The sequence below is a fragment of the Rhodosalinus sediminis genome, from assembly GCF_003385555.1.
Classification (GTDB): domain Bacteria; phylum Pseudomonadota; class Alphaproteobacteria; order Rhodobacterales; family Rhodobacteraceae; genus Rhodosalinus; species Rhodosalinus sediminis.
In genome coordinates, this window is record NZ_QOHR01000004.1 from 163,460 (window position 1) to 188,575 (window position 25,116).

Consider the following 25,116-nt stretch of genomic DNA (forward strand, 5'->3'; position numbering starts at 1 on the left):
ATTCCGGCCACAATTCCTGAAAGAATGGCTAATTTGCCTCACCCCGCGTCAGGTTTTCCCGCGTTGGTTGCGCTAACGGGTGTCTGGTTGCGCTAACGGGTATCTGGTTGCGCTAACACCCGGCCGCGCGGCTGTTCAGGTCGGCGCGCCCCGTGGTAAGGCCGCACGGCGCCCCGGACAGCGCGCGGCCCCGCGGGCGGCCCGCCGCGTCGTCCCGGGCCGAAAACGGACAGGCGAGACCGCGCCGTTGCGGCCAGAGGAGCAAGGCACCATGACCATCGGACGGGTGAACCCGGAGTTCCGGCTCGAGCATCAGGGAATCGAGGGCACCGGGGCGGTTCACTACAACCTGATCGAGCCTGCGCTGATCGAGGCGGGCGTCAAGCGCGGCGAGGGCCGGATCGGACAGGGCGGCACCTTCCTCGTCTCGACGGGCAAGTTTACCGGGCGCTCGCCCAAGGACAAACACGTCGTGCGCACCCCGGACGTGGCCGAGCACATCTGGTGGGACAACAACGCCGCCATGTCGCCCGAGGGCTTCGAGGCGCTCTACGACGACATGCGCGCGCACATGAAGGACCGCGAGCTCTTCGTGCAGGACCTCGTGGCAGGGGCGGACCCGGCCTATTCCATCGACGTGCGCGTGGTCACCGAACTCGCATGGCACGGGCTCTTCATCCGCCACCTCCTGCGCCGGCCCGAGCGCGCGGCGCTCGACCGCTTCACCGCCGATTACACGGTGATCAACCTGCCGTCCTTCCGCGCCGATCCGGAGCGCCACGACTGCCGCTCCGAGACCGTGATCGCGATGAACTTCGAGCGGAAGATGATCCTGATCGGCGGCACCGAATACGCGGGCGAGAACAAGAAATCCGTGTTCACGCTGCTCAACTACATCCTGCCGGAGAAGGGCATCATGCCGATGCACTGCTCGGCCAACCACGCGCCGGGCAACCCGGTGGACACGGCGGTGTTCTTCGGGCTCTCGGGCACCGGCAAGACGACGCTCTCGGCCGACCCCGAGCGCGTGCTCATCGGCGACGACGAGCACGGCTGGTCCGACCGCGGCAGCTTCAACTTCGAGGGCGGCTGCTACGCCAAGACGATCAACCTCGACCCCGAGGCGGAGCCGGAGATCTACGCCACGACGGGCAAGTTCGGCACCGTGATCGAGAACATGGTCTACGACGAGGAGACGCGGGCGCTCGACTTCGACGACGACTCGCTGACGGCGAACATGCGCTGCGCCTACCCGCTCGAGTATATCTCGAACGCCTCCGAGACGGGGCTCGGCGGGCATCCGAAGAACATCATCATGCTGACCTGCGACGCCTTCGGGGTGCTGCCGCCGATCGCGCGGCTGTCGCCGGCGCAGGCGATGTATCACTTCCTTTCGGGCTTCACCGCCAAGGTCGCGGGCACCGAGCGCGGCGTGACCGAGCCGCAGCCGACCTTCTCCACCTGCTTCGGCGCGCCCTTCATGCCGCGCCGGCCGGAGGTCTACGGCAACCTCCTGCGTGAGAAGATCGCCCGCCACGGCGCGACCTGCTGGCTCGTCAACACCGGCTGGACGGGCGGCGCCCACGGCACCGGCTCGCGCATGCCGATCAAGGCGACGCGCGCGCTGCTGTCGGCGGCGCTCGACGGCTCGCTCGCCGAGGCGGAGTTCCGCAAGGACCCGAACTTCGGCTTCGAGGTGCCGGTCGCCGTGCAGGGCGTGCCGGAGGTGCTGCTCGACCCGCGCCGCACCTGGGCCGACCCGGAGGCCTACGACGCGCAGGCGCGCAAGCTTGTCTCGATGTTCGCCGAGAACTTCGAGCAGTACGTGCCCTACATCGACGACGACGTGAAGGCGGCGGCGATCGGGTGAGCGGGACGGTCGCCGGGGTGGATGGCTGCCCCGGCGGGTGGCTCGTCGTGGTGGTCGGCCCCGCCGGGCCGCCGACGGCGGCGGCCACGGTCGTGCCCGACTTGCCCGCGCTCCTCGCGCTCGATGCGGACGTTCTGGCCATCGACATGCCGATCGGGCTCATGGATATGCCGGGCGACCCGCGTCCCGCAGATCGTGGGGCGCGCGCCTTTCTGTCCGACCGCAACACGGACGGGGTTCGGGCGCCTGGGTCGCGCGTGTTCGCCTCGCCCGCGCGCGCGCATCTGGAGGTGATCCGCGCGGGCGGTGGCTACCGCGACCTCCTCGGGAGCTTCCCGCCGGGACAGCGCCTGTCGAAGCAGTGCTTCAACATATGCGACCGCATCGTCGCGCTCGACGACCTCGGCCCCGAAACGCACGACGGCCGGATCCGGGAGGTCCACCCGGAGGTCTCCTTCGCTGCGCTGGCAGGGCGCACGCTCGCCCCGAAGAAATCAGCAGAGGGGCGGCGCAGCCGGCAGAGGGCACTCGCCCGGCTCGGCTTCGATCTGGAGACGTTGACGACATCCCTCGGCCCCCGACCCCGCCGTTGGAACCCCGACGATCTGCTCGACGCCTGCGCGGCGACGTGGTCGGCGGACCGTGTCGCGCGCAGCCGGCACGAGACCCTCCCCCATCCACCGGAGCGGGACAGCCGCGGGCACCGCATGGCGATCCATTACTAGCCCATGACCCCGCGCCGGATCAGGTTCAGCCCGGCCAGCAGCAAGACCGCCAGCGTCGCCCGGCGGAAGGCCGCCTGATCGATGCGGTCCTGCAGGCGGTAGCCGATCCACATCCCGGCGAGCGCGGCGGGCACCAGCGCCGCGGAGAAGGCCATGCTCGCCGGCGTCACCACGCCGGAGCCGGTGTGCGCCGCCACCAGCGCGATCGAGCCCAGCAGGTAGAGCACGCCCTGAATGCGCATCTGTTCGGCCTTGGGCGTGCCGAGCGCGGTGAGATAGACCACCACCGGCGGCCCCCAGACCCCCGAGAGCCCGCCGAGCGACCCGCCGAGCACCGCCATCGCCACCTCGATCCGCCGGCTCGCCTCGCGCAGGGTGACGGGCTGGCCCAGAAGCTGCCAGATCGCGAAGACGACGAGCGGCGCGCCGATCACCGTCAAGAGGACGCCCGCGGGCAGGATGCCGACGAGCTGCGCCGAGGCGAAGAGACAGACGGCGCCCACCACGAGGAACAGCCGGAAGCGCCCGAGGCTCGCCATCGCGGCGCGGGGCCCGTCGCGCAGCCCCTGCCAGAGGTTCGTCGTCAGCGTCGGCAGCATCAGCCCGGCGAGCGCGAGTTCGGGCGAAAGAAAACTGCCGAGCCCCGAGATCAGGATCATCGGCATGGCGAAACCCACCATGCCCTTCACGACCCCCGCGAGGCTCGCCACGAGCAGCGCGAGGGCTAGGTTTTCCGGGGTGAGGATGGAGAAAGTCAGCATGGCGTCGCCCTTAGCACCGCGCGACGGCGCGTGCAGCCCGGAAACAATCGCGCAACATTCGGTCGAAACGCCGCATCTTGGGGTATTTTCGTTGCGCTGCACCTGCAAAGGCACTAAGTCGGCGCTCAGGTTCAGGAGGGATTCATAGATGGCTCACGACGGACAGGATCTGAGCGCCGCGCAGGGCGTGGTGCTTCCCGACCTTCTGCGGCTGACCGGCGCCGCGGTCGCGCCCGCCGAGACGGTGCTGGAAAAAGCGACCGAGCGCCTGCGCGCCGAGGTCACCGCCGACGGCCGCGTCTCCGGCCGGCTGGTGGAGGCGAACCAGACCGCGGCGCACGGCCTCGCCTGGCTCGCGACCTACGTCGAATCGCTGCGCCAGATGCACCGCTGGGCCGAGCGGCTCGACGGCGAGGGGCGCTTCACCGAGGTCGAGCAGCTGATCCTGCAGATCGCCTTCGGCGAATACCTCTGGCAGCTGCGCGGCGGCCTGCAGATGAGCCAGGGCGAGATCCTGCGCCTTCAGGACCTCGGCCTCGGCGAGGAGGAGACCCGCGCGCTAACCGCGCCCGAGGTGATGACGCTCACGCAGCAGGGCAACACGCAGGGCGCGCGCACGCGCCTCGTGGAGCTGATGCAGGAGCGCGCGGCGGAGGTCACGGTCGGCGCCTCGGGCCTCGACGACGAGCTCGAGATGATCCGCGAGCAGTTCCGCCGCTTCGTCGTGGACAAGGTGCAGCCCCACGCCCACGAGTGGCACCTGAAGGACGAGCTCATCCCGATGGAGGTCATCACCGAGCTCGCCGAGATGGGCGTCTTCGGCCTGACCATCCCGGAGGAATACGGCGGCCTCGGCCTTTCGAAGGCGTCGATGTGCGTCGTCTCGGAGGAGCTCTCGCGCGGCTACATCGGCGTCGGCTCCCTCGGCACCCGGTCCGAGATCGCGGCCGAGCTGATCATCGGCGGCGGCACCGAGGCGCAGAAGGAGAAATGGCTCCCCGGTCTCGCCTCGGCCGAGGTGCTGCCGACGGCGGTCTTCACGGAGCCCAACACCGGCTCCGACCTCGGAAGCCTGCGCACGCGCGCGGTGAAGGACGACGCGGGCGACTGGCGGATCACCGGCAACAAGACGTGGATCACCCACGCCTCGCGCACGCAGGTGATGACGCTTCTGGCGCGCACGGACCCCGAGACGACCGACTACCGCGGCCTCTCGATGTTCCTCGCCGAGAAGACGCCGGGCACCGACGACCACCCCTTCCCCGACGAGGGCATCTCCGGCGGCGAGATTGAGGTGCTTGGCTACCGCGGCATGAAGGAATACGAGATTGCCTTCGACGACTTCCGCGTGGCCGGCGACAACCTGCTCGGCGGCGAGGAGGGGCAGGGCTTCAAGCAGCTCATGGCCACATTCGAGAGCGCGCGCATCCAGACCGCGGCCCGCGCCGTGGGCGTCGCGCAGTCCGCGCTCGACGTCTCGATGCGCTACGCGCAGGACCGCAAGCAATTCGGCAAGCCGCTGATCGCCTTCCCGCGCGTCTCCGGCAAGCTCGCCATGATGGCGGTGGAGACGATGATCGCCCGCCAGCTCACCTATTTCTCGGCCTTCGAGAAGGACGGCGGCCGGCGCTGCGACCTCGAGGCGGGGATGGCCAAGCTCCTCGGCGCGCGCGTCGCCTGGGCGGCGGCCGACAACGGCCTGCAGATCCACGGCGGCAACGGCTTCGCGCTGGAGTACGACATCAGCCGCATCCTCTGCGATGCGCGCATCCTCAACATCTTCGAGGGCGCGGCGGAGATCCAGGCGCAGGTCATCGCGCGCCGCCTGCTCGGCTGAGCCACGCCTGCGCCGCGCCCGCGAGGGGCCCGGCGCAGGCGGCCTCCGGCGGGGATATTTCCGCCAAGAAGAAGGGCGGTCGCGGCCCCCGGCCCCGTGCTCTCGCCGCGGGGCGGGGAGGGCGGCCCCCTTCGCGTCACCGCGGACGGGAGGCCATGGTCAACGCGCGCCGAGGGGACTATGACTGCGCCCCGCAGTCACGGGAGGCGCGCATGGCAGACGAAGAGCAGCCGCAGATCTATCTCGTCACGCCGCCGGAGGTCGCGCTCGCGGAGTTCGCGCCGCGGCTCGAGGCGGTGCTCGACGCGCATCCGGTCGCCTGCCTGCGCCTCGAGTTCGCCACGCGCGACGCGGACGCGGTGGCGCGGGTGGCCGACGGCCTGCGCGAGATCGCGCACGCCCGCGACGTGCCGCTGGTGGTCGCAGAGCATCTGGCGCTCGTGGAGCGGCTGGGCCTCGACGGGGTGCATCTGACGGACGGGGCGCGCTCGGTGCGCAAGGCGCGCGAGATGCTCGGCGCGGAGGCGATCGTGGGCGCCTTCTGCGGCACCTCGCGGCATCAGGGGATGTCCGCCGGCGAGGCGGGCGCCGACTACATCGCCTTCGGGCCGGTTGTCGACACGGGCCTCGGCGACGGGACGGTGGCGCCGCGCGACCTTTTCGCGTGGTGGTCGGAGATGATCGAGCTGCCGGTGGTGGCCGAGGGCGCGCTCGACGCCGCGCGCATCGCCGATCTGGCGCCGGTGGCGGATTTCTTCGCCGTGGGCGAGGAGATCTGGCGCGACGCGGATCCCGCCGCCGCGCTCGGCGCGCTCATCGCGGCGATGGGCTGAGCGCCGCTTCGAGGCCCGCGCGCACCTCCCCCTCGAGCCGGCGGGCGAGCGCCTTGCGATCGGCGTGCTCCTCCACCGGGACGGGCGGGTGCCAGATCACCTCGACCCGGCCGCGCCCGGGCGCAGCGAGCACGCGCAGGAGATGGGGGCCGAAGTCCATCTCGCCCCACCAGCCGTAGAAGCTGTCCGGCTGTCCCTCCGGTGCGTGCCAAGCGAGGGTGACGGGCTGGATGTGCAGCCCCTCGAGCCCGTCGTCGAAGAGCGCGTCGAAGAGCGTCGGCACGAAGGGCAGCACGCGGCGCCCGTCGGTCGAGGTGCCCTCGGGAAAGAACATGAGCCGGTGCCCGAGCCGCAGCCGCGCGGCGAGCGCCGCGCGCTGCGCGCGCGCCGTGCGCCGCTCGCGCAAGATGAACTCCGTCCCCGTGGCGCGCGCCAGCCAGCCGATGCCGGGCATGCCCGCGACCTCCGCCTTGGCGACGAAATAGAGCGGCGCGCAGGCGTTGAGCGCGAAGATGTCCGCCCAGGAGGCATGGTTGGCCACCATCGCACCCTGCGCCCGCATGGGCCGGCCCCGCCGCTCCAGCCGCAGCCCCAGGAGCGGCAGCGCGACGCGGCAGACGCCGACGGTGATCCAGGGCGTGACCGGGCGCTGTGCGCCCCAGAGCGCGCGCTCGACCGGGCGCAGCGCCAGCATCAGGCCGAGTCCGCCGAAGGTGACGAGCGCGAGCGGCGCCCCCGTCAGCACGGCGCGCAGCCACCCCAGCGCGCCGACCGGCGCGAGCTCCGGCGTGGGGGCGCCGCGCCAGGTCCGGCTCACCCGCGCGCGCCCCGGTAGAGCGCCGCCTGCCGGGCGTTGAGGCGGGCGGTGTCCATGACGAGGCAGACGTCGGTGGTGTTGAAGGCGTGATCCACGAAGGCGCCGTCGCCCACGACCCCGCCGAGGCGCAGGTAGGCCTTGATCAGCGCGGGCACCTGCAGCATCGCGCGGCGCCGGTCGATCGCGGCCTCGGGCATGAGATCCATCGGCTGGAACGCGCGCGCCCGCACGCGCAACTCGGGCGGCGCGAGGTGGCGGTGATGCAGGAGCGAGAGCGGCGCGGCGAGCGCCTGCGGGTCCGTGCCGTGAAAGCTCGCCACGCCGAAGAGGATCTCGATCCCGTTCTCGGAGACGTAGTCGGCGAGCGCGGTCCAGAGGTGGAACAGCGCCGTGCCGCCACGGTAGTCGGGATGCACGCAGGAGCGCCCGAGCTCCATCAGCCTCCGCCCCGTGGCCCGCAGCGGCGCGAGGTCGTACTCCCCCGCGCTGTAGAAATCGCCCGCCGCGGCGGCGTGCTCCGCCCGCATGAGGCGATAGACGCCCACCACATGGTCGAGCGCCGCGGCGTCGCGCGCCGGGTCCACCAGCACGAGGTGATCGGCGAAGGGATCGAAGCCGTCGCGCTCCAGCCGCTCGGCGTGGTCGACGCCGGGGCCGTCCCCGCCGAGCTCCTCGACGAAGACCGCGTAGCGGAGGCGTTCGGCGGCCAGCCGGTCGCGCTCGTCCGTGGCGAGGCGGACGCGGAACGCGGGCTCGGGCCGGGGGGCGGGCATCGTCATGCGGAACCGGGGCGCTGTGCAGGCCCGCGTCATAGGCAAGGCCCGCCCGGTTGGCAAGCTGGGGGGGGCGGTGGCGGCGTTTACCTTTCGCTAACCCGAATCAGGGCTCCATGACCGGCGTCAGGGTGACGCGGGCGCCGTCGATCACCACCTTGCCTTCCTCGCGGAAGTTCACGGTGATCCGCCCGCCGACGTTGGACTGCACCTGCCCCACGCCCCACTCCGGGCGCTCGGGGTGGCGCACCAGCATGCCCGGTTCGAGAAGTGCGTTGAGGTCGTCCATGTCCGTCTCCGCCGATGCCGTCGCGACCGAGCCTAGTGCGGATCTCGCCGCGCTGATAGGGGCGCGCATCTGTCACGACCTGGTGAGCCCGGTGGGCGCCATCTCCAACGGGGTGGAGCTCCTGTCGCTGGCCGGCGCGGCGCCCTCCGGGCCCGAGCTGTCGCTGGTCTCCGAAAGCTGCGCGAGCGCGGAGGCGCGGCTCAGGTTCTACCGCCTCGCCTTCGGCACGCCGAGCTCGGCGGAGGTCATCGCGGCGGGGGAGATCGCGCGCCTCGCGGCGGGGTATCTCGCCGACACGCGGCTCGCGCTCGACTGGCGGGCGGACGAGGCGCTGCCGCGCGGCGAGGTGCAGCTCGGCTTTCTCGCGCTGATGTGCGCGGACGCGGCGCTGCCGCGCGGCGGCGCGGTGCAGGTCACGCGCGCGGGCGGGCGCTGGCACGTGGCGGCCGAGGGGCCGCGGCTCGCCGCGGACCCGGCCGTCTGGGCGCAGCTGTCCGCGCCCGGCCCGGCCGAGGGCCTCGCGCCGTCGCAGGTGGAGTTCCTCTTTCTGGGGCTGCGCGCCGCCGCCGCAGGGCGCAGGCCCGAAACCCGGCTCGGCGAGCGCGACCTTGCGCTCACCGTCTGAGGGGGTCAGGGCCGCACTGTCCCGTCGCCCTCCACCAGATACTTGAAGCTCGTCAGCTGCTCGGCGCCGACAGGGCCGCGGGCGTGGAGCTTGCCGGTGGCGATGCCGATCTCGGCGCCCATGCCGAACTCGCCGCCGTCGGCGAACTGGGTCGAGGCGTTGCGCATCAGGATCGCGCTGTCGAGCCGCTCGAAGAAGCGCGCGGCGGCCGCGTCGTCCTCGGTCAGGATGGCGTCGGTGTGCTGCGAGCCGAAGCCGCGGATATGGGCGATCGCGGCGTCGATGTCGGGCACGACCTTCGCGGCGATGTCCATGTCGAGGTACTCGCGGCCCCAGTCCTCGGCCGTGGCCGGCACCGTGCCCGGGATCGCGGCGAGCGCGCCCTCGGCGTGGACGCGCACGCCCGCCGCGATCAGCGCCTCGACGGTCGCGCGGCCGAGCGTCCCGGCGACATCGGCGTGGATCAGCAGGCACTCGGCCGCGCCGCAGATGCCGGTGCGCCGGGTCTTGGCGTTCAGCACGACCTCGCGCGTCTTCTCCGGGTCGGCGGCGGCGTCGACGTAGACGTGCACGATCCCCTCGAGATGGGCGAAGACGGGCACCCGCGCCTCGCGCTGGACGAGCCCGACGAGCCCCTTGCCGCCGCGCGGCACGATCACGTCGATATGCTCGGTCATGCCCAGCATGGCGGTGACGGCGGCGCGGTCGCGCACCGGCACGCGCTGGATCGCGTCGCGCGGCAGCCCGGCGGCGGCGAGCCCCTCCTGCAGGGCGGCATGGATCGCGCCCGAGGAATGCAGGCTTTCCGAGCCGCCGCGCAGGATCACCGCGTTGCCGGCCTTGAGGCAGAGCGCGCCCGCGTCGGCGGTGACGTTCGGGCGCGATTCGTAGATCACGCCGATCACGCCGAGCGGCGTGCGCACGCGCCGGATGCGCAGGCCCGAGGGGCGCTCCCACGCGGCCATGACCGCGCCCACCGGGTCGGGCTGCGCCGCGACGGCCTCGAGCCCCGCGGCGATCCCCTCGATCCGCGCGTCGTCGAGCGCGAGGCGGTCCATCATCGCGGGCGAGAGGCCCTTTTCCCGGCCGAACGCCAGATCCTTCGCGTTCTCCGCCATCAGATCGGCGCGCCCGGCCCGGAGCGCCCCGGCTGCCGCCTCGAGCGCGTGGCGCTTGGCCTCCGCCGGGGCACAGGCGAGTTCGGCCGCCGCCGCGCGGGCGCGCCAGCCCATATCCTCCATGAGGGTGTCGATCTGCGCCTCGTCCGTCATCGCGCGGCCTCCTCTCTCGTGTCTCCGGGCGCGGGCTCAGAGCGCCATGTCGTCGCGGTGGATGAGCGCCGCGCGGCCGGGATAGCCGAGCAGCGTCTCGATCTCCGAGGAGCGGTGCCCGGCGATGGCGCGCGCCTCCTCGCCCGTGTAGCGCGTGAGCCCCTGGCCCAGCTTGCGGCCCGCCGCGTCGAGGATCGCCACCGGGTCGCCCCGGCCGAAGGCGCCGGTCGCGGCCGTCACGCCCGCCGGCAGCAGGCTCTTGCCGCCCTCCAGCGCGGCGGCGGCGCCGGCGTCCACGCGCAGCTCGCCGCGCGGTTTCATCGCCGCGATCCAGCGCTTGCGCGCCGAGGCCGGGTCGAGGTCGGGCAGGAACCACGTCGCCGGGGCGCCCGCGTCGAGCGCGCGCAGCGGGTTGTCCCGCGCGCCGCGCGTGATCGCGAGTGCGCAGCCCGCCGCCATCGCCGTGCGCGCGGCCATGAGCTTCGTGCGCATGCCGCCCTTGGCGAGCCCGCTGCCCGCGTCGCCGGCCATCGCTTCGATCTCCGGCGTGATCTCCTCGACCGTGTCGAGGCGACGCGCGGCCGGGTCCTGCGCCGGGTTCGCGGTGTAGAGCCCGTCCACGTCCGAGAGCAGCACGAGGCGATCGGCCCCCACCGTCACCGCCACCTGCGCGGCGAGGCGGTCGTTGTCGCCGTAGCGGATCTCGTCGGTGGCGACGGTGTCGTTCTCGTTCACGATGGGCACCGCACCGAGCGAAAGCAGCGTGCCGAGCGTCGCGCGGGAATTGAGGTAGCGGCGCCGGTTCGCGCTGTCCTCGAGCGTCACCAGAACCTGCGCCGCGGTCAGCCCGTGCGGCGCCAGCGCCTCCTCGTAGGCGCGCGCGAGGCGGATCTGGCCGACGGCGGCCGCCGCCTGCGCCTGCTCCAGCGGCAGGGGCCCGGGCCCGAGCGCGAGCGCGCCGCGCCCGAGCGCGATGGAGCCCGAGGAGACGAGCACCACCTCCGCGCCCTGCGCCTTCAGCGCCGCGACGTCCGCCGCGAGGCTCGCCAGCCAGTCGGCGCGCAGGCCGCCGTGCGCGGCGTCGACGAGCAGCGCCGAGCCGATCTTGACGACGACGCGGGCCGCACCGCTCAGGGTCGCCACGGCGCCTCCTCCGTCTCCTCCGCGGCCTCGGCGGCGCGGGTCGCGGCGATCTCGGCCCGGAGCGCGCGCAGCACTCCCTCCAGCCCCTCGCCGCTCACGCCTGAGATCTCGTGCACCTCCGCGCCCGCGACCGCGCGGAGCGCCTCGACCGCCGCGGCGCGCGCCTCCGGTTCGAGCGCGTCCACCTTGTTGAGCGCGGTGACGCGCGGCTTGTCGTTCAGGTGCCCGCCGTAGCGCTCGAGCTCACGGATGACCGCGCGCCAGTCCTCGGCGATGGTGGCGGAGGTGCCGTCCACAAGGTGCAGCAGCACCGCGCAGCGCTCGACGTGGCCGAGGAAACGGTCGCCGATGCCGCGGCCCTCGTGCGCGCCCTCGATCAGGCCGGGGATGTCGGCGACGACGAACTCCGCCCCGTCCACGCCGACGACCCCGAGGTTGGGGTGCAGCGTGGTGAAGGGGTAGTCGGCGATCTTCGGCCGCGCGTTCGAGGTCGCGGCGAGGAAGGTGGATTTCCCCGCGTTGGGCAGCCCGAGAAGCCCGGCGTCCGCGATGAGCTTCAGCCGGAGCCAGAGCGTGCGCTCCACCCCCTCCTGTCCCGGGTTGGCGTGGCGCGGGGCCTGGTTGGTGGAGGTCTTGAAATGCAGGTTCCCCCAGCCGCCGTTGCCGCCGCGGGCGAGCAGCACGCGCTCGCCCACCTGCGTGAGATCCGCGATCACCGTCTCCTGATCCTCGTCGAGGATCTCGGTGCCCACGGGGACGCGCAGGGTGACGTCCGCGCCGTCGGCGCCGGTGCGCGCCTTGCCCATGCCGTGGCGGCCGTTCTTGGCGAAGAAGTGCTGCTGATAGCGGAAGTCGATCAGGGTGTTGAGCCCGTCCACGGCCTCCGCCCAGACGTCGCCGCCCCGGCCGCCGTCGCCGCCGTCCGGGCCGCCGTATTCCACGTATTTCTCGCGGCGGAAGCTGACGGAGCCCGCGCCGCCGGCGCCGGAGCGGATGTTGACCTTCGCGAGATCGAGGAACTTCATGGGCGTGCGGCCTCCCAGCCGGTGGCGCGGGCCTTAGCGCGGCGCGCGGACGGGCTCAATCCAGTTTGCGCGCGTAGGTCCAGGTCGGCACCTTCGCAGCGCGGGCGACCGAGTAGGCCTCCGCGTCGCCGAGGTAGGCGAAGCCGCATTGCGTGAGCACCCGCGCCGAGGCGGGGTTGTCCTGAAAGACCGAGGCGAAGGCCGTGGTGTGGCCCATCGGGTTGGCGGCGACGAGCGTGCCCACCGCCTCCTGCGCGATGCCGGTGTTCCAGAAGGCGGGCCCCACCCAGAAGCCGAGCTCGCACTGCCCGCGCCCCACCCGGTCGAGGCCGACGACGCCCATCAGCTCGGGGCCGCCGTGGCGCGTGGCGTCCATCGCCCAGACGTCCTCCTCGCGGTCGTCGGCGAGCGCACGCGCGATGAACGCCGCGACGGCGCCGGGCGGCATGGGATGCGGGATGCCGCGCGTCATGCGCGCCACCCGCGCGTCGCCGGCGTAGAACTCGATCAGCCCCTCGTCCGAGCGGCGCAGCGGCCGCAGGTCGAGACGCGCGGTCTCGATGACGGACTGCGTGCGGATCGTCTGAACCGTCATGTCGCTCCTCCCCGGGGGATCGGCCCGCGTGCTGTCCCGACCGGGACCCCTGCGACGAACATGGGGGACCGGCCGCGCCGATCCCCCATGAAAACATGTCACATTGTCGGGACCGGCCTACTCCGCGGCCTCGGCTACCGGTTCGACGGAGACGAAGGTGCGGCCCTTGAAGCCCTTGCGGAAGGTCACGCGGCCCTCGACCGTGGCGAAGATCGTGTGATCCTTGCCCTGGCCGACGCCGTCGCCCGGCCACCACTTGTTGCCGCGCTGGCGCAGGATGATGTTGCCCGGGCGCGCTGCCTGCCCGCCGAAGAGCTTCACGCCAAGGCGGCGGCCGGCGGAATCGCGTCCGTTGCGCGAGGAACCGCCTGCTTTCTTGTGTGCCATCTGCCGTTACTCCTTCTCTGCCACGAGCGCCTTGGCCTGGTCGATCCAGCCCTCGCGCTCGATGCGGCCCCGGATCGAGAGCTGCTCGTCCAGCGCCGCGATGTCGTCCTCGGTCCAGGCCGCGATCTGCGCGAAGCTCGTCACGCCCGCGCCCTGCAGCTTCTCGGCGAGCTTCGGCCCGACGCCCGAGAGCTTCGTCAGGTCGTCGCTCCCGGCCGGTGCCGCGGCCGCCTTGGGCGCCGCTTTCGGCGCGGGCGCCTCGGCCTTCGGCGCGGGCGCGTCGCCGCGCGGCGCCGACCCGGCCCCGATCGCCGCCTTGACGCCCGACGCGTCGGCGCCGGTCTCGAGGATCTCGGTCACCTTGATCATGGTGAGCTGCTGGCGGTGGCCCTTCGTGCGCTTCGAGGAGTGCTTGCGGCGGCGGCGGACGAAGTTGACGACCTTCGGCCCCTTAACCTGCCCGAGCACCTCGGCCTGCACCGCGGCGCCCTCGACATGCGGCGCGCCGACCTTGGGCGCATCACCGCCCACCATCAGCACGTCGTTGAACTGAACGGTTTCGCCCGCCTCGGCGGCGAGCTTCTCGATCTCCAGCGTGTCGCCCGGTTCGACCCGGTACTGCTTCCCGCCGGTCTTCATGACCGCGAACATGCGCGTCGTCCTCTTGTCTGCCGCGTCCTTCGGCCCCCGGTCGCCCCGGGCGTTGCTCTCGGCCTGGTCCGGCCGCCTCGGACAGCGCGCCCCGCAAGGGGCGTCGGTTACGAATCCGTGGGCCGGCCACGACGGCCCGCCCGGAGTGCGCGCTTATCGGCGGCGCGGCGGCGCATGTCAAGCCCGGCTCAGAGCTCGGTCGCCTGCATCTCCCGCGCGAGCGCGAGGCCGAGCGCGTAGGAAATCTCGGCATACATCCGGTCGAAGCCCGCGAAGAGCGCGCTGTTCATCGCCCGGCCCGCCTCGGTCCCCGAAAGCTCGACGTAGCGCTCCAGCACCGCCTCCGGCACCGGGTCGTAGGCCGTCAGCAGGAAGCCGTAGAGCCAGTCGCGCGTGTCGGCGCGCGTCGCCTCCTCCTGCGACCAGACCTCGGCGAGCATATCGCTCTCGCCCATCTCGAGCGCGCCGCCGTCGGCGAGCCCGCGGTAGAAGGCGAAGTTGGAGTTGAGCGCCCCCGCGACGTTCGACTCCAAGAGATCGTTGACCCGCACGAAGGCCCGCACCAGCCGGAAGGTCGCGTCCGGGTCCTGCGCGCGGTCGAGATAGGCCTCGCGCGCCGCCCCCTCCACCGCGTCGTCGATCATGGCGCGGCGCGCCGCCACCTCGTTCGCCACGAGGCGCTGCGCCGCCTCCATCTCGAAGAAGGCGACGAGCGGCGCCGGATCGACCCCCGCCATCTTTTCGAGAAAGCGCTCCCGCACCGTCGCGGCCATGCGATCCGCGTCGTAGATGCGCGCGACGGTCGCGTCCCAGCCGGCGGAGGGGCCGTCCGCGAGCATCTCCTCGGCCAGCTCGGCGCCGTAGGCGCGCCCCTCCTCCCGCATGACCGCGACGACCTCGGGCAGGCGGAGCAGATCGAGGAGCCGCGCCGCGCCCGGCGCCTCCGCCGAGGCGCGCGCGCCCGGCAGCGCCGCGGCGGCGAGGGCGAGAACCGTGACGCAGACGCGCAGGATCATGGAGGCCTCCGACGGATGATGCCCCGAGCCTAGGCCCCGCGCCGCCGCTTTCCAAGCCCGCGCCGGCGTCCGCGCCCCGAAATCCGGGTTGCGCGCGCGCGCCCCCTTCGCTAGACGGCCCGCATGCGGTCGGATTGCAAGCGCCCCGCCGCACCGCCCACCGGCGCCCCCGCGCCGTGCGGCACAGGACAGGTGGCCGAGTGGTCGAAGGCGCCGGTTTCGAAAACCGGTAGGCGTGCAAGCGTCTCGTGGGTTCGAATCCCACCCTGTCCGCCATTCCCGGCCCCAAGCTCACGTTGTTGGTTCGGCAGGCGCTCTCGTAGCAAGGGCTCCTGCGTGTGGCGGATCGTGCGTCACCCGACAGACGTTACGCACGGCATGGTATCCCGGCTGTGTCGCAGGCGCGGTCTGCGTGTCCTGATGGCGCAGGTGCCTCGTGACGCCCACCTCGAGCACGGTCCGGACCGAAGACGCCGCGTCACTGAGGGTGCGACCGCCGAGGGCGTGCGCCGGTCAGGGCGCGCCGAGGCGCTCGAGCCAGAGCAGCGCCTCCGTCACCATGTCATGGGCCCAGAGGCGCGCTGCCTCCACGGCGGCGACGTAGGCGGCCAGCGCGGGGGCGAGGGCGGGGATCTCCTCGGCGAGGGCGCCGGCATAGGCGTAGAGCGCGATCAGCAGGCTCCCGAGCAGAAGCGCCAGCGCGACGCCGCGCGCGAAGTTGCCCCCGGCGCCGGGCGGAGGGGCGGGCGCCGCCTCTTCGCGGGGCTCGTCCTCCCCGCGCAGGTTCGACTTGATGTCCTCGATGTCGGGCAGCCTGTCGCGGCGCGCGGCGCGCTCGGCCGTGTCGCGCGCGGCGTCCGGCTCCGGCGCCGCCGCGCCGTCGAGACCGAGATCGGGCTGCGTCTCGAGCGGCTGCGCGTCGGCCGAGCGCGCCCGCTGCTCGCGCTCCGCTTCCGAGCGCAGGATGTCGGCCACCTCCGGGTCGAGGCGGCGCCGTTGCGGTGCGGCCTCGGGCTCCGGCTCATGGGCGTGGCCGTCGCCCTCGTGCGGGGCCGGGCCGTCCGCCGGACCTGCGTCGGGCGCGGATGCGGCCTGCGTGCCGCTGTCGGGCGCCGTCTCCGCCGGGGCGTCGCCGCCGGACGCGGCGGGCGCGGCGGCACGCGGCGTGGCGTCCTTGGCGGCCAGGGTGGCCGGCGTGCCGTGCTCTGGCTCCTGCGGTGGCGCAGCGGCGGCTTGCGGAGCGGGCTCGGGCGCGCTTTCCTCGGCCGGCGTCGGCTGCGGCTCTGTGTCCGCCCGGGGCGCCGGTCCGCCCGCGCCCTCGGGCGTTTGCAGCCAGGTGTGGCCGCAGTTCGAGCACTGCACGTCGCGGCCCGCCGCGGGGATCACCCCGTCGGGGACTTCGTACTGCGCGCCGCAGTTGGGGCAGGTCAAGCGCATGATGCCTCTCGCCCGGTCGGGGCCTCTCGTCGCGCGCCGCAGGTTATACGGCGCCCGCCGCTCACGATAGGGTCTTGCCCCGAGCCGGGCGCGGATTGCAAGGCGAGCGGTGCTGAGGCACAACAAGCGCCGGCAAGGGGGGCGTCGGCGTGATCGAGCTCGAGGGCGTGAGCTACAGCTACGGGGGCGGCGACCTCCTGCAGGGGGTGGAGCTGACCCTGGCGCCGGGCAGCTTCCATTTCCTGACCGGACCGTCGGGCGCCGGCAAGACCACGCTGCTGCGGCTCTGCTACGGGGCGCTCCGCCCGACGGCTGGGCGGGTCACGGTCTTCGGGCGCGAGCTTTCGGCGCTCGACCGCGACGGGGTGGCGCAGGCGCGGCGGCGTATCGGCGTCGTGCATCAGGACTGCCAGTTCCTCGACCATCTGCCCGTGGCCGAGAACGTCGCGCTGCCGGTGGCCGTGTCCGAGACCGGGCAGACGGCCGACCCCGGGAACCTCTCCGAGCTTCTCGCCTGGGTCGGGCTCGGCGCGCGGGCCGATGCCCGGCCGCCGGAGCTCTCGGGTGGCGAACGCCAGCGCGCCGCGCTCGCGCGCGCCGTCATCATGTCGCCGGAGGTGATCCTCGCCGACGAGCCCACGGGCAACGTCGACTGGGAGATGTCGCAGCGCCTGCTGCACCTGCTGATCGAGCTCAACCGGCTGGGCAAGGCGGTGCTGATCGCGACGCACGACCTGATGCTGATCCGCGCGGCCAAGAGCCAGGTGCAGGCGCGCGTCCTGCGCATCGCCGACCGGCGGCTGACCGCGGCGGGGGCCGACCTGTGAGGCGGCTGACCGGCGCTCTCACGGGGGACGGGCAGGCGGCGCGCGTCGTGCCGCCCACGGGGTTCACCGCGTGGCTCACCGTCTTCACCGCGGCGGCGATGGCCTTCCTCGCGGTCTTCGCGCTGGCGCTCTCGTTCTCGGCCGGGCGCCTCGCCGACCGCTGGGGCGAGGCGCTGGCGCGCACCGCGACGCTGCGCATCGCCGCGCCGGAGGGGCAGGTCGCCGCGCAGACCGAGGCGGCGCTGCGCATCCTTGAGCAGACGCCGGGCGTGGCCGCGACGCGCGCGCTCACCGACGCCGAGCGCCGCGCGCTGCTCGCGCCGTGGTTCGGCCCCGATCTGCCGGTGGAGCGGCTGCCGATCCCGCAGCTGATCGAGATTACCGAGGAGGGCGAGGGTTTCGACCCGCAGGGCCTGCGGCTGCGCCTCGCGGCCGAGGTGCCGGCCGCGGTGCTCGACGATCACACGCGCTGGCGCCGGCCGCTCGTGCAGGCCGCCGACCGGCTGCGCGCCCTCGGCTGGGCGGCGATCGCGCTGATCGGCGGCGCGATGGCGGCGATGGTCACGCTGGCCGCGCAGGCGGCGCTCGCCGCGAACGCGCAGGTGATCCAGGTGCTGCGGCTGGTCGGCGCGCGCGACGCCTATATCGCGCGCGCCTTCACGCGGCGCTTCACCCTGCGCGCGCTCGGGGGCGCGGCGCTGGGCGCGGCGGCGGGCACCGGCGCGGTGGCGGCCCTGCCGCGGGAGGGGGCGGAGGGCTTTCTCACCGCGCTCGGCTTCGCCGGCGTCGAATGGGCCACGCCGCTCGCCGTGCCGGCGCTCGCCGCGGTGGTGGCGTGGGCCGCGACGCGGACGGCGGCGCGGCGCACGCTCCGGGGGCTCGACTGATGCGCTGGGTCGTCTCCCTCGTCTTCAACGTGCAGATCTACGTGGTCATGGCGCTGATGGCGGTGGTCTTCACGCCCTGGGCGCTCGTGGACCGGCGCGGCGCCTATGCGGCGGTGCATGCCTGGTGCGGCTGGGTGCGCTGGTCGGCGCGCCGGATGCTGGGGCTCCGGACGGAGGTGCGCGGCCCGGTGCCCGAGGGCGAGGTGCTGATCGCCGCGAAGCACCAGAGCTTCCTCGACGTGATCCTCATCGTCAGCGCGGTGCCCCGGCCGAAGTTCATCATGAAGCGCGAGCTCAAGTGGGCGCCGATCGTCGGCTGGTACGCGCTGCGCATCGGCTGCGTGCCCGTCGATCGCGGCCGCCGGGCGGAGGCCATGCGCCAGATGATGCGCGGCGTGACCGAGGGCGCGGCGCCGCCCGGACAGCTCATCATCTATCCGCAGGGCACGCGCATCGCGCCGGGGGCGAAGGCGCCCTACAAGATGGGGAGCGCGGTGCTCTACCAGACGACCGGCCTGCCCTGCGTGCCGGCGGCGACGAACGTGGGCCTCTTCTGGCCACGCCGGGGCATCCGGCGGGAGCCCGGCCTCGCGGTGGTGGAGTTTCTGGAGCCCATCGCGCCGGGGCTTCCGGCCGCGGCGTTCACCGCCCGCCTCGAGCGCGAGGTGGAGGCGCGGTCCGACGCGCTGATGGCGGAGGCCGGCGCCGCGCCTGACGGGCGCTGAGACGGCGGCCGCCGGGCAAGACCCTTGCAAGGGTCTTGCCATGGGAATTGAAATTCCCATGGCCGCCGCAGGCGGCCGGCGCCCGCCCGTGGCCTCAGGCGTGGATCGGCCCGTCGCCGCAGGCGAGCGCGGCCTCGCGCACCGCTTCGGAATAGGTCGGATGCGCGTGGCAGGTGAGGGCGAGATCCTCGGCCGAGGCGCCGAATTCCATCGCCACGCAGATCTCGTGGATCAGGTCGCCCGCCATCGGCCCGATGATATGCGCGCCGAGGATGCGGTCGGTCTCCGCGTCGGCGAGGATCTTCACGAAGCCGTCGGCGGCGAAGTTGGCCTTCGCGCGGCCGTTGCCCATGAAGTTAAACTTGCCCGCCTTGTAGGCGCGGCCCTGTTCCTTCAGGCTCTCCTCGGTCTCGCCCACGGCGGCGACCTCGGGGTGGGTATAGATCACGTTGGGGATCACGCCGTAGTTCACGTGGCCGTGCTTGCCGGCGATCACCTCGGCCGCGGCCATGCCCTCGTCCTCGGCCTTGTGGGCGAGCATCGGCCCCTCGACGCAGTCGCCGATGGCGTAGAGGCCGTCCACGTTGGTGCGCCACTGCGCGTCGGTCGCGATCTGCCCGCGCGCGGTCATCTCGACGCCGAGCGCGTCGAGCCCGAGGCCGTCGGTGTAGGGCTTCCGGCCCGTGGCGACGAGCACCACGTCGGCGTCGAGGGTGGCGTCGCTGTCGTCCTTGCGCAGCTTGTAGTGCACCTTCGCCTTGGTCTTGAGGGTCTCGACGGACTGCACCGCGGCGCCGGTGACGAAGGTGAGCCCCTGCTTCTTCAGGAGGCGCTGGAAGCCCTTCTGCACCTCGGCGTCCATGCCGGGGACGATGGTGTCGAGATACTCGACCACCGTGACCTCCGTGCCGAGGCGGGAATAGACCGAGCCCATCTCGAGGCCGATCACGCCGCCGCCGATGACGACCATCTTCTTCGGGATCTTCGGCAGCTCCAGCGCGCCGGTGGAGGTGACGACGGTCTTTTCGTCGATCTCGACGCCGGGCAGGGTGCTCGCCTCCGAGCCGGTGGCGAGGATGATGTTCTTCGCCTCGTGGGTCTCGTCGCCGACCCGGACCTTGCCCGGCGCGGGGACCGAGCCCCAGCCCTTCAGCCAGTCGATCTTGTTCTTCTTGAAGAGGAACTCCACGCCCTTGGTGTTCTGCGCGATGGTGTCGTCCTTGTAGGCGCGCATCGCGGACCAGTCGACCTTGGGCGCGCCGACCTTGAGGCCCATCTTCCCGAAGTTGTGCTCGGCCTCGTGGAGCTGATGCGTGGCGTGCAGGAGCGCCTTGGAGGGGATGCAACCCACGTTGAGGCAGGTGCCGCCGAGCGTCTCGCGCCCTTCCACGCAGGCGGTCTTGAGCCCGAGCTGCGCGCAGCGGATGGCGGCCACGTAGCCGCCGGGGCCGGAGCCGATCACGATCACGTCGTAGGAGGCCATTCGGTCAGTCCTTTCTGTTGGGCGGGGGAGGGGGGCGCTGCCCCCCTCGGCCCTCGCGGGCCTCACCCCCCGGGATATTTCAGCCAAGAAGACGTCACAGGAGCGCCGCGAGCACCATGGCGAGGGTGGCCAGGAAGCCCGCCGCCCAGACGAGCGAGCGGCCCGGGACCCAGCCGAAGAGATAGGCGGGCACGTAGAGGACGCGCGCGGCGAGGTAGATCCAGGCGCAGGCGGCGGTGAACGGGGTGGTGGCGCCGGCGGCGGTGACGATCACCACGGCGGCGGTGAAGAGGATCAGCCCCTCGAAGTGGTTGTCCAGCGCGCGCTTGGTGCGGCCCGCGCGGCCCGGCAGCGGGATGGGCGCGTCGCGCGGCTCCAGCGCGGCGCGCGTGCCGGCGGCCTTCTGGCCGAGCACGGAGTAGAGCGCGAGCTGCGCGGCCTGCAGGAGCACGGCGAGGGCGAGGGCGGTGAGTTCGGGGGTCATGGGGCGATCGCGGGTCTTTTCCTGTGGAGCGGGCGGCGCGCCGGTACGCGCCGCCGCGTCGGGTGCGCCGTTTCCGGCGCACCGCCGGGGCGCCGTTACAGATCCATCAGCAGGCGCCGCGGGTCCTCGAGCGCCTCTTTCACGCGCACGAGGAAGGTGACCGCGCCCTTGCCGTCGACGATGCGGTGGTCGTAGCTGAGCGCGAGGTACATCATCGGGCGGATCGTGATCTCGCCCTTCACCACCACGGGGCGGTCCTGAATCTTGTGCATGCCGAGGATGCCCGACTGCGGCGGGTTCAGGATCGGCGAGGACATGAGCGAGCCGTAGACGCCGCCGTTGGAGATGGTGAAGGTGCCGCCCTGCATCTCGGCCATGGAGAGCTTGCCGTCGCGGGCGCGCTTCGCCTTCTCGGCCATTTCCTTTTCGAGCTCGGCGAAGGACTTGGCGTGCGCGTCGCGGATCACCGGCACGACGAGTCCCTGCGGCGTGCCGGTGGCGACGCCCATGTGCACGAAGTTCTTGTAGACGATGTCGGTGCCGTCGATCTCGGCGTTGACCTCGGGCACCTCCGCGAGCGCGTGGGCGCAGGCCTTGGCGAAGAAGGACATGAAGCCGAGGCGCACGCCGTGCTTCTTCTCGAAGAGGTCCTTGTACTCGGAGCGCAGGTCCATGACCGCCTTCATGTCCACCTCGTTGTAGGTGGTCAGCATGGCGGCGGTGTTCTGCGCGTCCTTGAGGCGGCGCGCGATGGTCTGGCGCAGGCGGGTCATCTTGACCCGTTCCTCGCGGCTCGCGTCCTCGGCCGGGACGGGCGCGCGCGGGGCCTGCGCGGGTTCGGACGCGGGCGCGGGGGCCTTGGCGGAGGCGGCGCCGGCGCCCTGCGCGGCCTTGGCGACGTCCTCCTTCATCACGCGGCCGTCGCGGCCGGAGCCCGCCACCTGATCACGGGAGAGGCCGGCCTCGGCCATCGCTTTCTTCGCGGCGGGCGCGTCCTCGACGTCGGCCCCGCCGCCGCCGGAGGGCGCGGGGGCCGAGGCCGCCTCGCGCGTCTCGGCGGACTTCGCGGCGGCGCCTTCGCCGCTCTTCAGCACGGCGAGCCTGCCGCCGGCCTCGACGGTCGCGCCCTCCGCGGCGAGGATCTCGGAGAGCACGCCGGCCGCGGGGGCGGGCACCTCGACCGAGACCTTGTCGGTCTCGAGCTCGCAGAGCATCTCGTCGGCCTCGACCGCGTCGCCGACCGCCTTGAACCAGGTGGAGACCGTCGCCTCGGACACGCTCTCGCCGAGCGCGGGGACCATGACGTCCACCGCCTCGCCGTCGCCCGCGCCGGCGGGCGCGCCGCCCTCGGAGGGGGCCTTGCCGCTGCCGGCCTCGGCCGAGGGGCGGGGTTCCGGCGTGGTCGAGCCCGCCTCGCCGGCCTCGGCGATATTGGCGAGGAGCGCGTCCACGCCGACGGTCTGGCCCTCCTCGGCGACGATGTCGGCGAGCACGCCGGCCGCCGGGGCGGGCACCTCGACGGTGACCTTGTCGGTCTCGAGTTCGCAGAGCATCTCGTCCTCGGCGACGCTGTCGCCCGGTTTCTTGAACCAGGTGGCGACGGTGGCCTCGGTGACGCTTTCGCCGAGGCTGGGCACGCGGACTTCTGTCGTCATTCTCTTACCCTTCGATCGTGAGCGCCTGATCGACAAGCGCGTCCTGCTGTTTCTTGTGCTGCGAGGCGAGGCCGGTCGCCGGCGAGGCGGAGGCGGGCCGGCCGACGTAGCGCGGGCGCGCGTGCGTCGCGCCGATGCGGCCGAGCACCCATTCGAGGTTGGGCTCCATGAAGGTCCAGGCGCCTTGGTTCTTGGGCTCCTCCTGACACCAGATCATCTCGGCGCCCTTGAAGCGCTCGAGCTCCTTGACGACGGAATGCGCCGGGAAGGGATAGAACTGCTCGACGCGCAGGAGATAGACGTCGTCGATGCCGCGGCGGTCGCGCTCTTCCAGAAGGTCGAAGTAGACCTTGCCCGCGCACATCACCACGCGCCGGATCTCGCCGTCGGGCTTGAGCTCGGTGTCGGAGTGGCCCTTCTCGGCGTCGTCCCAGAGCACGCGGTGGAAGGAGGCGCCGGTCAGGAAATCCTCCTTGTCTGAGATCGCGAGCTTGTGGCGCAGGAGCGACTTCGGCGTCATCAGGATGAGCGGCTTGCGGAAGCTGCGGTGGAGCTGCCGGCGCAGGATGTGGAAGTAGTTGGCCGGCGTCGTGCAGTTGGCGACGATCCAGTTGTCCTGCCCGCATTGTTGCAGGAACCGCTCCAGTCGGGCGGAGGAGTGCTCGGGGCCCTGGCCCTCGAAGCCGTGCGGCAGCAGGCAGACGAGGCCCGACATGCGCAGCCACTTCGACTCGCCCGAGCTGATGAACTGGTCGAACATGATCTGCCCGCCGTTCGCGAAATCGCCGAACTGCGCTTCCCACATCACCAGCGCATTGGGCTCGGCGAGCGAGAAGCCGTATTCGAAGCCGAGCACCGCGTATTCCGAGAGCATCGAGTCGATCGCCTCGAAGCGCGCCTGTGTCTCGGCGATGTGGTTGAGCGGGAAATACCGCTCCTCCGTGTTCTGATCGACGAGGGCGGAGTGGCGCTGCGAGAAGGTGCCGCGGATCGAATCCTGCCCCGAGAGGCGCACCGGGTAGCCCTCGAGCAGGAGCGAGCCGAAGGCGAGCGCCTCGGCGGTCGCCCAGTCGAAGCCCTCGCCCGTCTCGAACATCTTCGATCGCGCGTCGATCAGCCGGCCCACGGTGCGGTGCAGGTTGAAGCCCTCAGGCACCCGGGTGAGCGCCGTGCCCACGCGGCGCATCGTCTCCTCCGAGATCGCCGTCTCGCCGCGCTGGTAGGTCTCGCCCTTGGGGTCGAGGTGGCTCCACCGCCCGTCGAGCCAGTCGGCCTTTTTCGGCTTGTAGGTCTTGCCGGCTTCGAATTCGTCGTTGAGGAAGGCCTGGAACTTGGCCTTCATGTCCTCGACCTCGCCCTCGGGGATCAGGTCGTCGCGGACCAGCCGCTCGGTGTAGAGGCTGAGCGTCGTCTTGTGGCTCTTGACCGCCTTGTACATCAGCGGGTTGGTGAACATCGGCTCGTCGCCCTCGTTGTGGCCGAAGCGACGGTAGCAGAACATGTCGATGACCACGTCCTTGCCGAACTTCTGGCGGAACTCGATGGCGACCTTGGCGGCGTGCGTCACCGCCTCCGGGTCGTCGCCGTTCACGTGGAAGATCGGCGCCTCGACCATCAGCGCGATGTCGGTGGGGTAGGGCGAGGAGCGCGAGAAATGCGGCGCCGTGGTGAAGCCGATCTGGTTGTTCACCACGAGGTGGATCGTGCCGCCGGTGCGGTGGCCCTTGAGGCCCGAGAGCCCGAAGCCCTCGGCCACGACGCCCTGCCCGGCGAAGGCCGCGTCGCCGTGCAGGAGGACCGAGAGCACTTCCTTGCGATCGGCGTCGTTGCGCTGGTCCTGCTTGGCGCGCGCCTTGCCGAGGACCACCGGGTTCACCGCCTCGAGGTGCGAGGGGTTCGCCGTCAGCGACAGGTGCACCGAATTGCCGTCGAACTCCCGGTCGGAGGAGGCGCCGAGGTGGTATTTCACGTCGCCCGAGCCGTCCACGTCCTCGGGCTTGAAGCTGCCGCCCTGGAACTCGTGGAAGATCGCGCGATAGGGCTTGCCCATCACGTTGGCGAGCACCGAGAGCCGCCCGCGGTGGGGCATGCCGATCACGATCTCCTTCAGCCCCAGCGCGCCGCCGCGCTTGATGATCTGCTCCATCGCGGGGATCAGGCTCTCGCCGCCGTCGAGGCCGAAGCGCTTGGTGCCCATGTACTTCACGTGGAGGAACTTCTCGAAGCCCTCGGCCTCCACGAGCTTGTTGAGGATCGCGCGCCGGCCCTCGCGGGTGAATTTCACCTCCTTGCCGTAGCCCTCGATCCGCTCCTTGAGCCAGGCGGACTGCTCCGGGTCCGAGATGTGCATGAACTGCAGCGCGAAGGTGCCGCAGTAGGTGCGCTTCACCAGATCGACGATCTGGCGCATCGACGCGAACTCGAGCCCGAGCACGTTGTCGATGAAGATGGGCCGGTCCATGTCGGCCTCGGTGAAGCCGTAGGACTTCGGGTCGAGCTCGGGGTGCTCGGTCTCTTCGCGCAGGCCGAGCGGGTCGAGATCGGCGGCGAGGTGGCCGCGGATGCGGTAGGCGCGGATCAGCATGAGCGCGCGCACCGAGTCGAGCACCGCGCGCTTGACCTGCTCGTCGGTCACTTTGACGCCGTGCGCCTCGGCCTTGTCGCGGATCTTGTCGCCCGCGGCCTGCGCCTCCTTCGCGACCTCGGGCCACTGGAAGTCGAGCGCGTGGGTCACCTCGTCGGTCGGCTGCGGGGGCCAGTCGCGCCGCGCCCAGGAGGGGCCGTGCGCCTCCTGCCGGACGTCGCGCTCGGGGTCGCCGAGCTCGTCGAAGAAGGCTTTCCAGCCCTCGTCCACCGCCGCCGGATCCTCGGCGTAGCGCGCGTAGAGCTGTTCGAGGTAGGCGGCGTTGTGCCCCTGCATGAAGCTCGAGGCCTTGAAGCTGTCGTTCGAGGATTGATCGGTCATGGCGTCCTCTCGTGCGGAGCGAAGGGGCTTTCGGG

24 protein-coding genes and 1 tRNA gene are annotated in these 25,116 nt (G+C 72.3%); 9 read left to right on the forward strand and 16 right to left on the reverse strand.

Annotation, left to right across the window (positions count from 1 at the left end; genetic code table 11):
* The first annotated feature begins 271 nt into the window (after nucleotides 1-271).
* Nucleotides 272-1,870, forward strand: a complete 1,599-nt coding sequence (locus DRV84_RS05430) for a phosphoenolpyruvate carboxykinase (RefSeq protein ID WP_115978861.1) — start codon at nucleotides 272-274, stop codon at nucleotides 1,868-1,870.
* Entirely contained in the window at nucleotides 1,867-2,595 is a 729-nt protein-coding gene (locus DRV84_RS05435; protein WP_158547748.1) for a DUF429 domain-containing protein, read from the forward strand. The genes DRV84_RS05430 and DRV84_RS05435 overlap by 4 nt, the downstream gene beginning before the upstream one ends.
* On the opposite strand, the gene DRV84_RS05440 is transcribed toward DRV84_RS05435, so the two are convergent.
* On the reverse strand, nucleotides 2,592-3,356 hold the full coding sequence (locus DRV84_RS05440; RefSeq protein ID WP_115978863.1) for a sulfite exporter TauE/SafE family protein: 765 nt from the start codon (nucleotides 3,354-3,356) through the stop codon (nucleotides 2,592-2,594). The genes DRV84_RS05435 and DRV84_RS05440 overlap by 4 nt on opposite strands.
* Before the next feature lie 148 nt (nucleotides 3,357-3,504).
* Between DRV84_RS05440 and DRV84_RS05445 the strand changes: the two genes are divergently transcribed.
* The gene (locus tag DRV84_RS05445; protein ID WP_115978864.1) at nucleotides 3,505-5,193 is read left to right on the forward strand and encodes an acyl-CoA dehydrogenase family protein; all 1,689 of its coding nucleotides are present in this window, start codon (nucleotides 3,505-3,507) and stop codon (nucleotides 5,191-5,193) included.
* Between the two features lie 212 nt (nucleotides 5,194-5,405).
* Nucleotides 5,406-6,026 (forward strand): thiamine phosphate synthase, encoded by a 621-nt coding sequence (locus tag DRV84_RS05450; protein ID WP_115978865.1) that lies wholly within the window; start codon nucleotides 5,406-5,408, stop codon nucleotides 6,024-6,026.
* Here the strand turns inward: DRV84_RS05450 and olsA are convergent.
* The 3 genes from olsA to DRV84_RS05465 all read right to left on the reverse strand — a co-directional run bounded on the left by olsA (nucleotide 6,007) and on the right by DRV84_RS05465 (nucleotide 7,905).
* Nucleotides 6,007-6,843, reverse strand: a complete 837-nt coding sequence (gene olsA, locus DRV84_RS05455; RefSeq protein ID WP_239994991.1) for a lyso-ornithine lipid O-acyltransferase — start codon at nucleotides 6,841-6,843, stop codon at nucleotides 6,007-6,009. The two genes, DRV84_RS05450 and olsA, sit on opposite strands and share 20 nt — an antisense overlap.
* On the reverse strand, nucleotides 6,840-7,622 hold the full coding sequence (gene olsB, locus DRV84_RS05460; protein ID WP_239994992.1) for an L-ornithine N(alpha)-acyltransferase: 783 nt from the start codon (nucleotides 7,620-7,622) through the stop codon (nucleotides 6,840-6,842). The genes olsA and olsB overlap by 4 nt, the downstream gene beginning before the upstream one ends.
* A gap of 100 nt (nucleotides 7,623-7,722) precedes the next feature.
* Nucleotides 7,723-7,905: a DUF3553 domain-containing protein gene (locus DRV84_RS05465; RefSeq protein ID WP_115978867.1), complete on the reverse strand. Its 183-nt coding sequence runs from the start codon at nucleotides 7,903-7,905 to the stop codon at nucleotides 7,723-7,725.
* Here DRV84_RS05465 and DRV84_RS05470 point away from each other — a divergent pair.
* Nucleotides 7,904-8,530 carry a histidine phosphotransferase family protein gene (locus DRV84_RS05470; protein WP_115978868.1) on the forward strand — a complete coding sequence of 209 codons (627 nt, stop codon included), beginning with the start codon at nucleotides 7,904-7,906 and terminating at the stop codon, nucleotides 8,528-8,530. The genes DRV84_RS05465 and DRV84_RS05470 overlap by 2 nt on opposite strands.
* Nucleotides 8,531-8,535: 5 nt before the next feature.
* On the opposite strand, the gene DRV84_RS05475 is transcribed toward DRV84_RS05470, so the two are convergent.
* The 7 genes from DRV84_RS05475 to DRV84_RS05505 all read right to left on the reverse strand — a co-directional run bounded on the left by DRV84_RS05475 (nucleotide 8,536) and on the right by DRV84_RS05505 (nucleotide 14,618).
* Nucleotides 8,536-9,801, reverse strand: coding sequence for a glutamate-5-semialdehyde dehydrogenase (locus tag DRV84_RS05475; RefSeq protein WP_115978869.1), 1,266 nt, complete (start codon nucleotides 9,799-9,801; stop codon nucleotides 8,536-8,538).
* 36 nt (nucleotides 9,802-9,837) lie between these two features.
* The gene (gene proB, locus DRV84_RS05480) at nucleotides 9,838-10,944 is read right to left on the reverse strand and encodes a glutamate 5-kinase (protein ID WP_115978870.1); all 1,107 of its coding nucleotides are present in this window, start codon (nucleotides 10,942-10,944) and stop codon (nucleotides 9,838-9,840) included.
* A complete protein-coding gene (gene obgE, locus DRV84_RS05485; RefSeq protein WP_115978871.1) occupies nucleotides 10,932-11,969 on the reverse strand; it encodes a GTPase ObgE in 1,038 nt (345 codons plus the stop codon). The genes proB and obgE overlap by 13 nt, the downstream gene beginning before the upstream one ends.
* A gap of 55 nt (nucleotides 11,970-12,024) precedes the next feature.
* Nucleotides 12,025-12,564 (reverse strand): GNAT family N-acetyltransferase, encoded by a 540-nt coding sequence (locus DRV84_RS05490; RefSeq protein WP_115978872.1) that lies wholly within the window; start codon nucleotides 12,562-12,564, stop codon nucleotides 12,025-12,027.
* A gap of 117 nt (nucleotides 12,565-12,681) precedes the next feature.
* On the reverse strand, nucleotides 12,682-12,951 hold the full coding sequence (gene rpmA / locus DRV84_RS05495) for a 50S ribosomal protein L27 (RefSeq protein WP_115978873.1): 270 nt from the start codon (nucleotides 12,949-12,951) through the stop codon (nucleotides 12,682-12,684).
* A 6-nt stretch (nucleotides 12,952-12,957) separates the two neighbouring features.
* Complete coding sequence (locus tag DRV84_RS05500) at nucleotides 12,958-13,602, reverse strand: 50S ribosomal protein L21 (RefSeq protein ID WP_115978874.1); 645 nt, start codon at nucleotides 13,600-13,602, stop codon at nucleotides 12,958-12,960.
* Nucleotides 13,603-13,790: 188 nt separating this feature from the next.
* Nucleotides 13,791-14,618, reverse strand: coding sequence for a hypothetical protein (locus DRV84_RS05505; protein ID WP_115978875.1), 828 nt, complete (start codon nucleotides 14,616-14,618; stop codon nucleotides 13,791-13,793).
* 186 nt (nucleotides 14,619-14,804) lie between these two features.
* Between DRV84_RS05505 and DRV84_RS05510 the strand changes: the two genes are divergently transcribed.
* A tRNA-Ser gene (locus DRV84_RS05510) sits at nucleotides 14,805-14,894 on the forward strand.
* Between the two features lie 237 nt (nucleotides 14,895-15,131).
* On the opposite strand, the gene DRV84_RS05515 is transcribed toward DRV84_RS05510, so the two are convergent.
* Nucleotides 15,132-16,055 (reverse strand): zinc-ribbon domain-containing protein, encoded by a 924-nt coding sequence (locus tag DRV84_RS05515; protein WP_115978876.1) that lies wholly within the window; start codon nucleotides 16,053-16,055, stop codon nucleotides 15,132-15,134.
* Nucleotides 16,056-16,204: 149 nt separating this feature from the next.
* Between DRV84_RS05515 and DRV84_RS05520 the strand changes: the two genes are divergently transcribed.
* From DRV84_RS05520 to DRV84_RS05530, 3 genes are read left to right on the forward strand one after another with little or no spacing between them, the layout of a single operon-like run.
* Nucleotides 16,205-16,882: a cell division ATP-binding protein FtsE gene (locus DRV84_RS05520; RefSeq protein WP_115978877.1), complete on the forward strand. Its 678-nt coding sequence runs from the start codon at nucleotides 16,205-16,207 to the stop codon at nucleotides 16,880-16,882.
* Nucleotides 16,879-17,769 carry a cell division protein FtsX gene (locus DRV84_RS05525; protein ID WP_115978878.1) on the forward strand — a complete coding sequence of 297 codons (891 nt, stop codon included), beginning with the start codon at nucleotides 16,879-16,881 and terminating at the stop codon, nucleotides 17,767-17,769. The genes DRV84_RS05520 and DRV84_RS05525 overlap by 4 nt, the downstream gene beginning before the upstream one ends.
* Complete coding sequence (locus DRV84_RS05530; protein WP_115978879.1) at nucleotides 17,769-18,494, forward strand: lysophospholipid acyltransferase family protein; 726 nt, start codon at nucleotides 17,769-17,771, stop codon at nucleotides 18,492-18,494. The genes DRV84_RS05525 and DRV84_RS05530 overlap by 1 nt, the downstream gene beginning before the upstream one ends.
* A 94-nt stretch (nucleotides 18,495-18,588) precedes the next feature.
* Here the strand turns inward: DRV84_RS05530 and lpdA are convergent, their stop codons facing one another.
* From lpdA to DRV84_RS05550, 4 genes are all read right to left on the reverse strand, one after another.
* Nucleotides 18,589-19,977, reverse strand: coding sequence for a dihydrolipoyl dehydrogenase (lpdA, locus tag DRV84_RS05535; protein ID WP_115978880.1), 1,389 nt, complete (start codon nucleotides 19,975-19,977; stop codon nucleotides 18,589-18,591).
* 94 nt (nucleotides 19,978-20,071) lie between these two features.
* Entirely contained in the window at nucleotides 20,072-20,461 is a 390-nt protein-coding gene (locus DRV84_RS05540) for an MAPEG family protein (RefSeq protein WP_115978881.1), read from the reverse strand.
* 95 nt (nucleotides 20,462-20,556) lie between these two features.
* On the reverse strand, nucleotides 20,557-22,116 hold the full coding sequence (gene odhB / locus DRV84_RS05545; RefSeq protein ID WP_115978882.1) for a 2-oxoglutarate dehydrogenase complex dihydrolipoyllysine-residue succinyltransferase: 1,560 nt from the start codon (nucleotides 22,114-22,116) through the stop codon (nucleotides 20,557-20,559).
* 4 nt (nucleotides 22,117-22,120) lie between these two features.
* Nucleotides 22,121-25,081: a 2-oxoglutarate dehydrogenase E1 component gene (locus DRV84_RS05550; RefSeq protein WP_115978883.1), complete on the reverse strand. Its 2,961-nt coding sequence runs from the start codon at nucleotides 25,079-25,081 to the stop codon at nucleotides 22,121-22,123.
* Nucleotides 25,082-25,116 lie beyond the last annotated feature (35 nt).

Bases quoted from the DNA above. Each gene is read 5' to 3' on its own strand.
- DRV84_RS05430 (WP_115978861.1), top strand. From the start codon at position 272: ATGACCATCGGACGGGTGAACCCGGAGTTCCGGCTCGAGCATCAGGGA.
- DRV84_RS05440 (WP_115978863.1), bottom strand. From the start codon at position 3,356: ATGCTGACTTTCTCCATCCTCACCCCGGAAAACCTAGCCCTCGCGCTG.
- DRV84_RS05445 (WP_115978864.1), top strand. From the start codon at position 3,505: ATGGCTCACGACGGACAGGATCTGAGCGCCGCGCAGGGCGTGGTGCTT.
- DRV84_RS05450 (WP_115978865.1), top strand. From the start codon at position 5,406: ATGGCAGACGAAGAGCAGCCGCAGATCTATCTCGTCACGCCGCCGGAG.
- olsB (WP_239994992.1), bottom strand. From the start codon at position 7,622: ATGACGATGCCCGCCCCCCGGCCCGAGCCCGCGTTCCGCGTCCGCCTC.
- DRV84_RS05470 (WP_115978868.1), top strand. From the start codon at position 7,904: ATGTCCGTCTCCGCCGATGCCGTCGCGACCGAGCCTAGTGCGGATCTC.
- DRV84_RS05465 (WP_115978867.1), bottom strand. From the start codon at position 7,905: ATGGACGACCTCAACGCACTTCTCGAACCGGGCATGCTGGTGCGCCAC.
- DRV84_RS05475 (WP_115978869.1), bottom strand. From the start codon at position 9,801: ATGACGGACGAGGCGCAGATCGACACCCTCATGGAGGATATGGGCTGG.
- obgE (WP_115978871.1), bottom strand. From the start codon at position 11,969: ATGAAGTTCCTCGATCTCGCGAAGGTCAACATCCGCTCCGGCGCCGGC.
- DRV84_RS05490 (WP_115978872.1), bottom strand. From the start codon at position 12,564: ATGACGGTTCAGACGATCCGCACGCAGTCCGTCATCGAGACCGCGCGT.
- rpmA (WP_115978873.1), bottom strand. From the start codon at position 12,951: ATGGCACACAAGAAAGCAGGCGGTTCCTCGCGCAACGGACGCGATTCC.
- DRV84_RS05500 (WP_115978874.1), bottom strand. From the start codon at position 13,602: ATGTTCGCGGTCATGAAGACCGGCGGGAAGCAGTACCGGGTCGAACCG.
- DRV84_RS05505 (WP_115978875.1), bottom strand. From the start codon at position 14,618: ATGATCCTGCGCGTCTGCGTCACGGTTCTCGCCCTCGCCGCCGCGGCG.
- DRV84_RS05515 (WP_115978876.1), bottom strand. From the start codon at position 16,055: ATGCGCTTGACCTGCCCCAACTGCGGCGCGCAGTACGAAGTCCCCGAC.
- DRV84_RS05530 (WP_115978879.1), top strand. From the start codon at position 17,769: ATGCGCTGGGTCGTCTCCCTCGTCTTCAACGTGCAGATCTACGTGGTC.
- lpdA (WP_115978880.1), bottom strand. From the start codon at position 19,977: ATGGCCTCCTACGACGTGATCGTGATCGGCTCCGGCCCCGGCGGCTAC.
- DRV84_RS05540 (WP_115978881.1), bottom strand. From the start codon at position 20,461: ATGACCCCCGAACTCACCGCCCTCGCCCTCGCCGTGCTCCTGCAGGCC.
- odhB (WP_115978882.1), bottom strand. From the start codon at position 22,116: ATGACGACAGAAGTCCGCGTGCCCAGCCTCGGCGAAAGCGTCACCGAG.
- DRV84_RS05550 (WP_115978883.1), bottom strand. From the start codon at position 25,081: ATGACCGATCAATCCTCGAACGACAGCTTCAAGGCCTCGAGCTTCATG.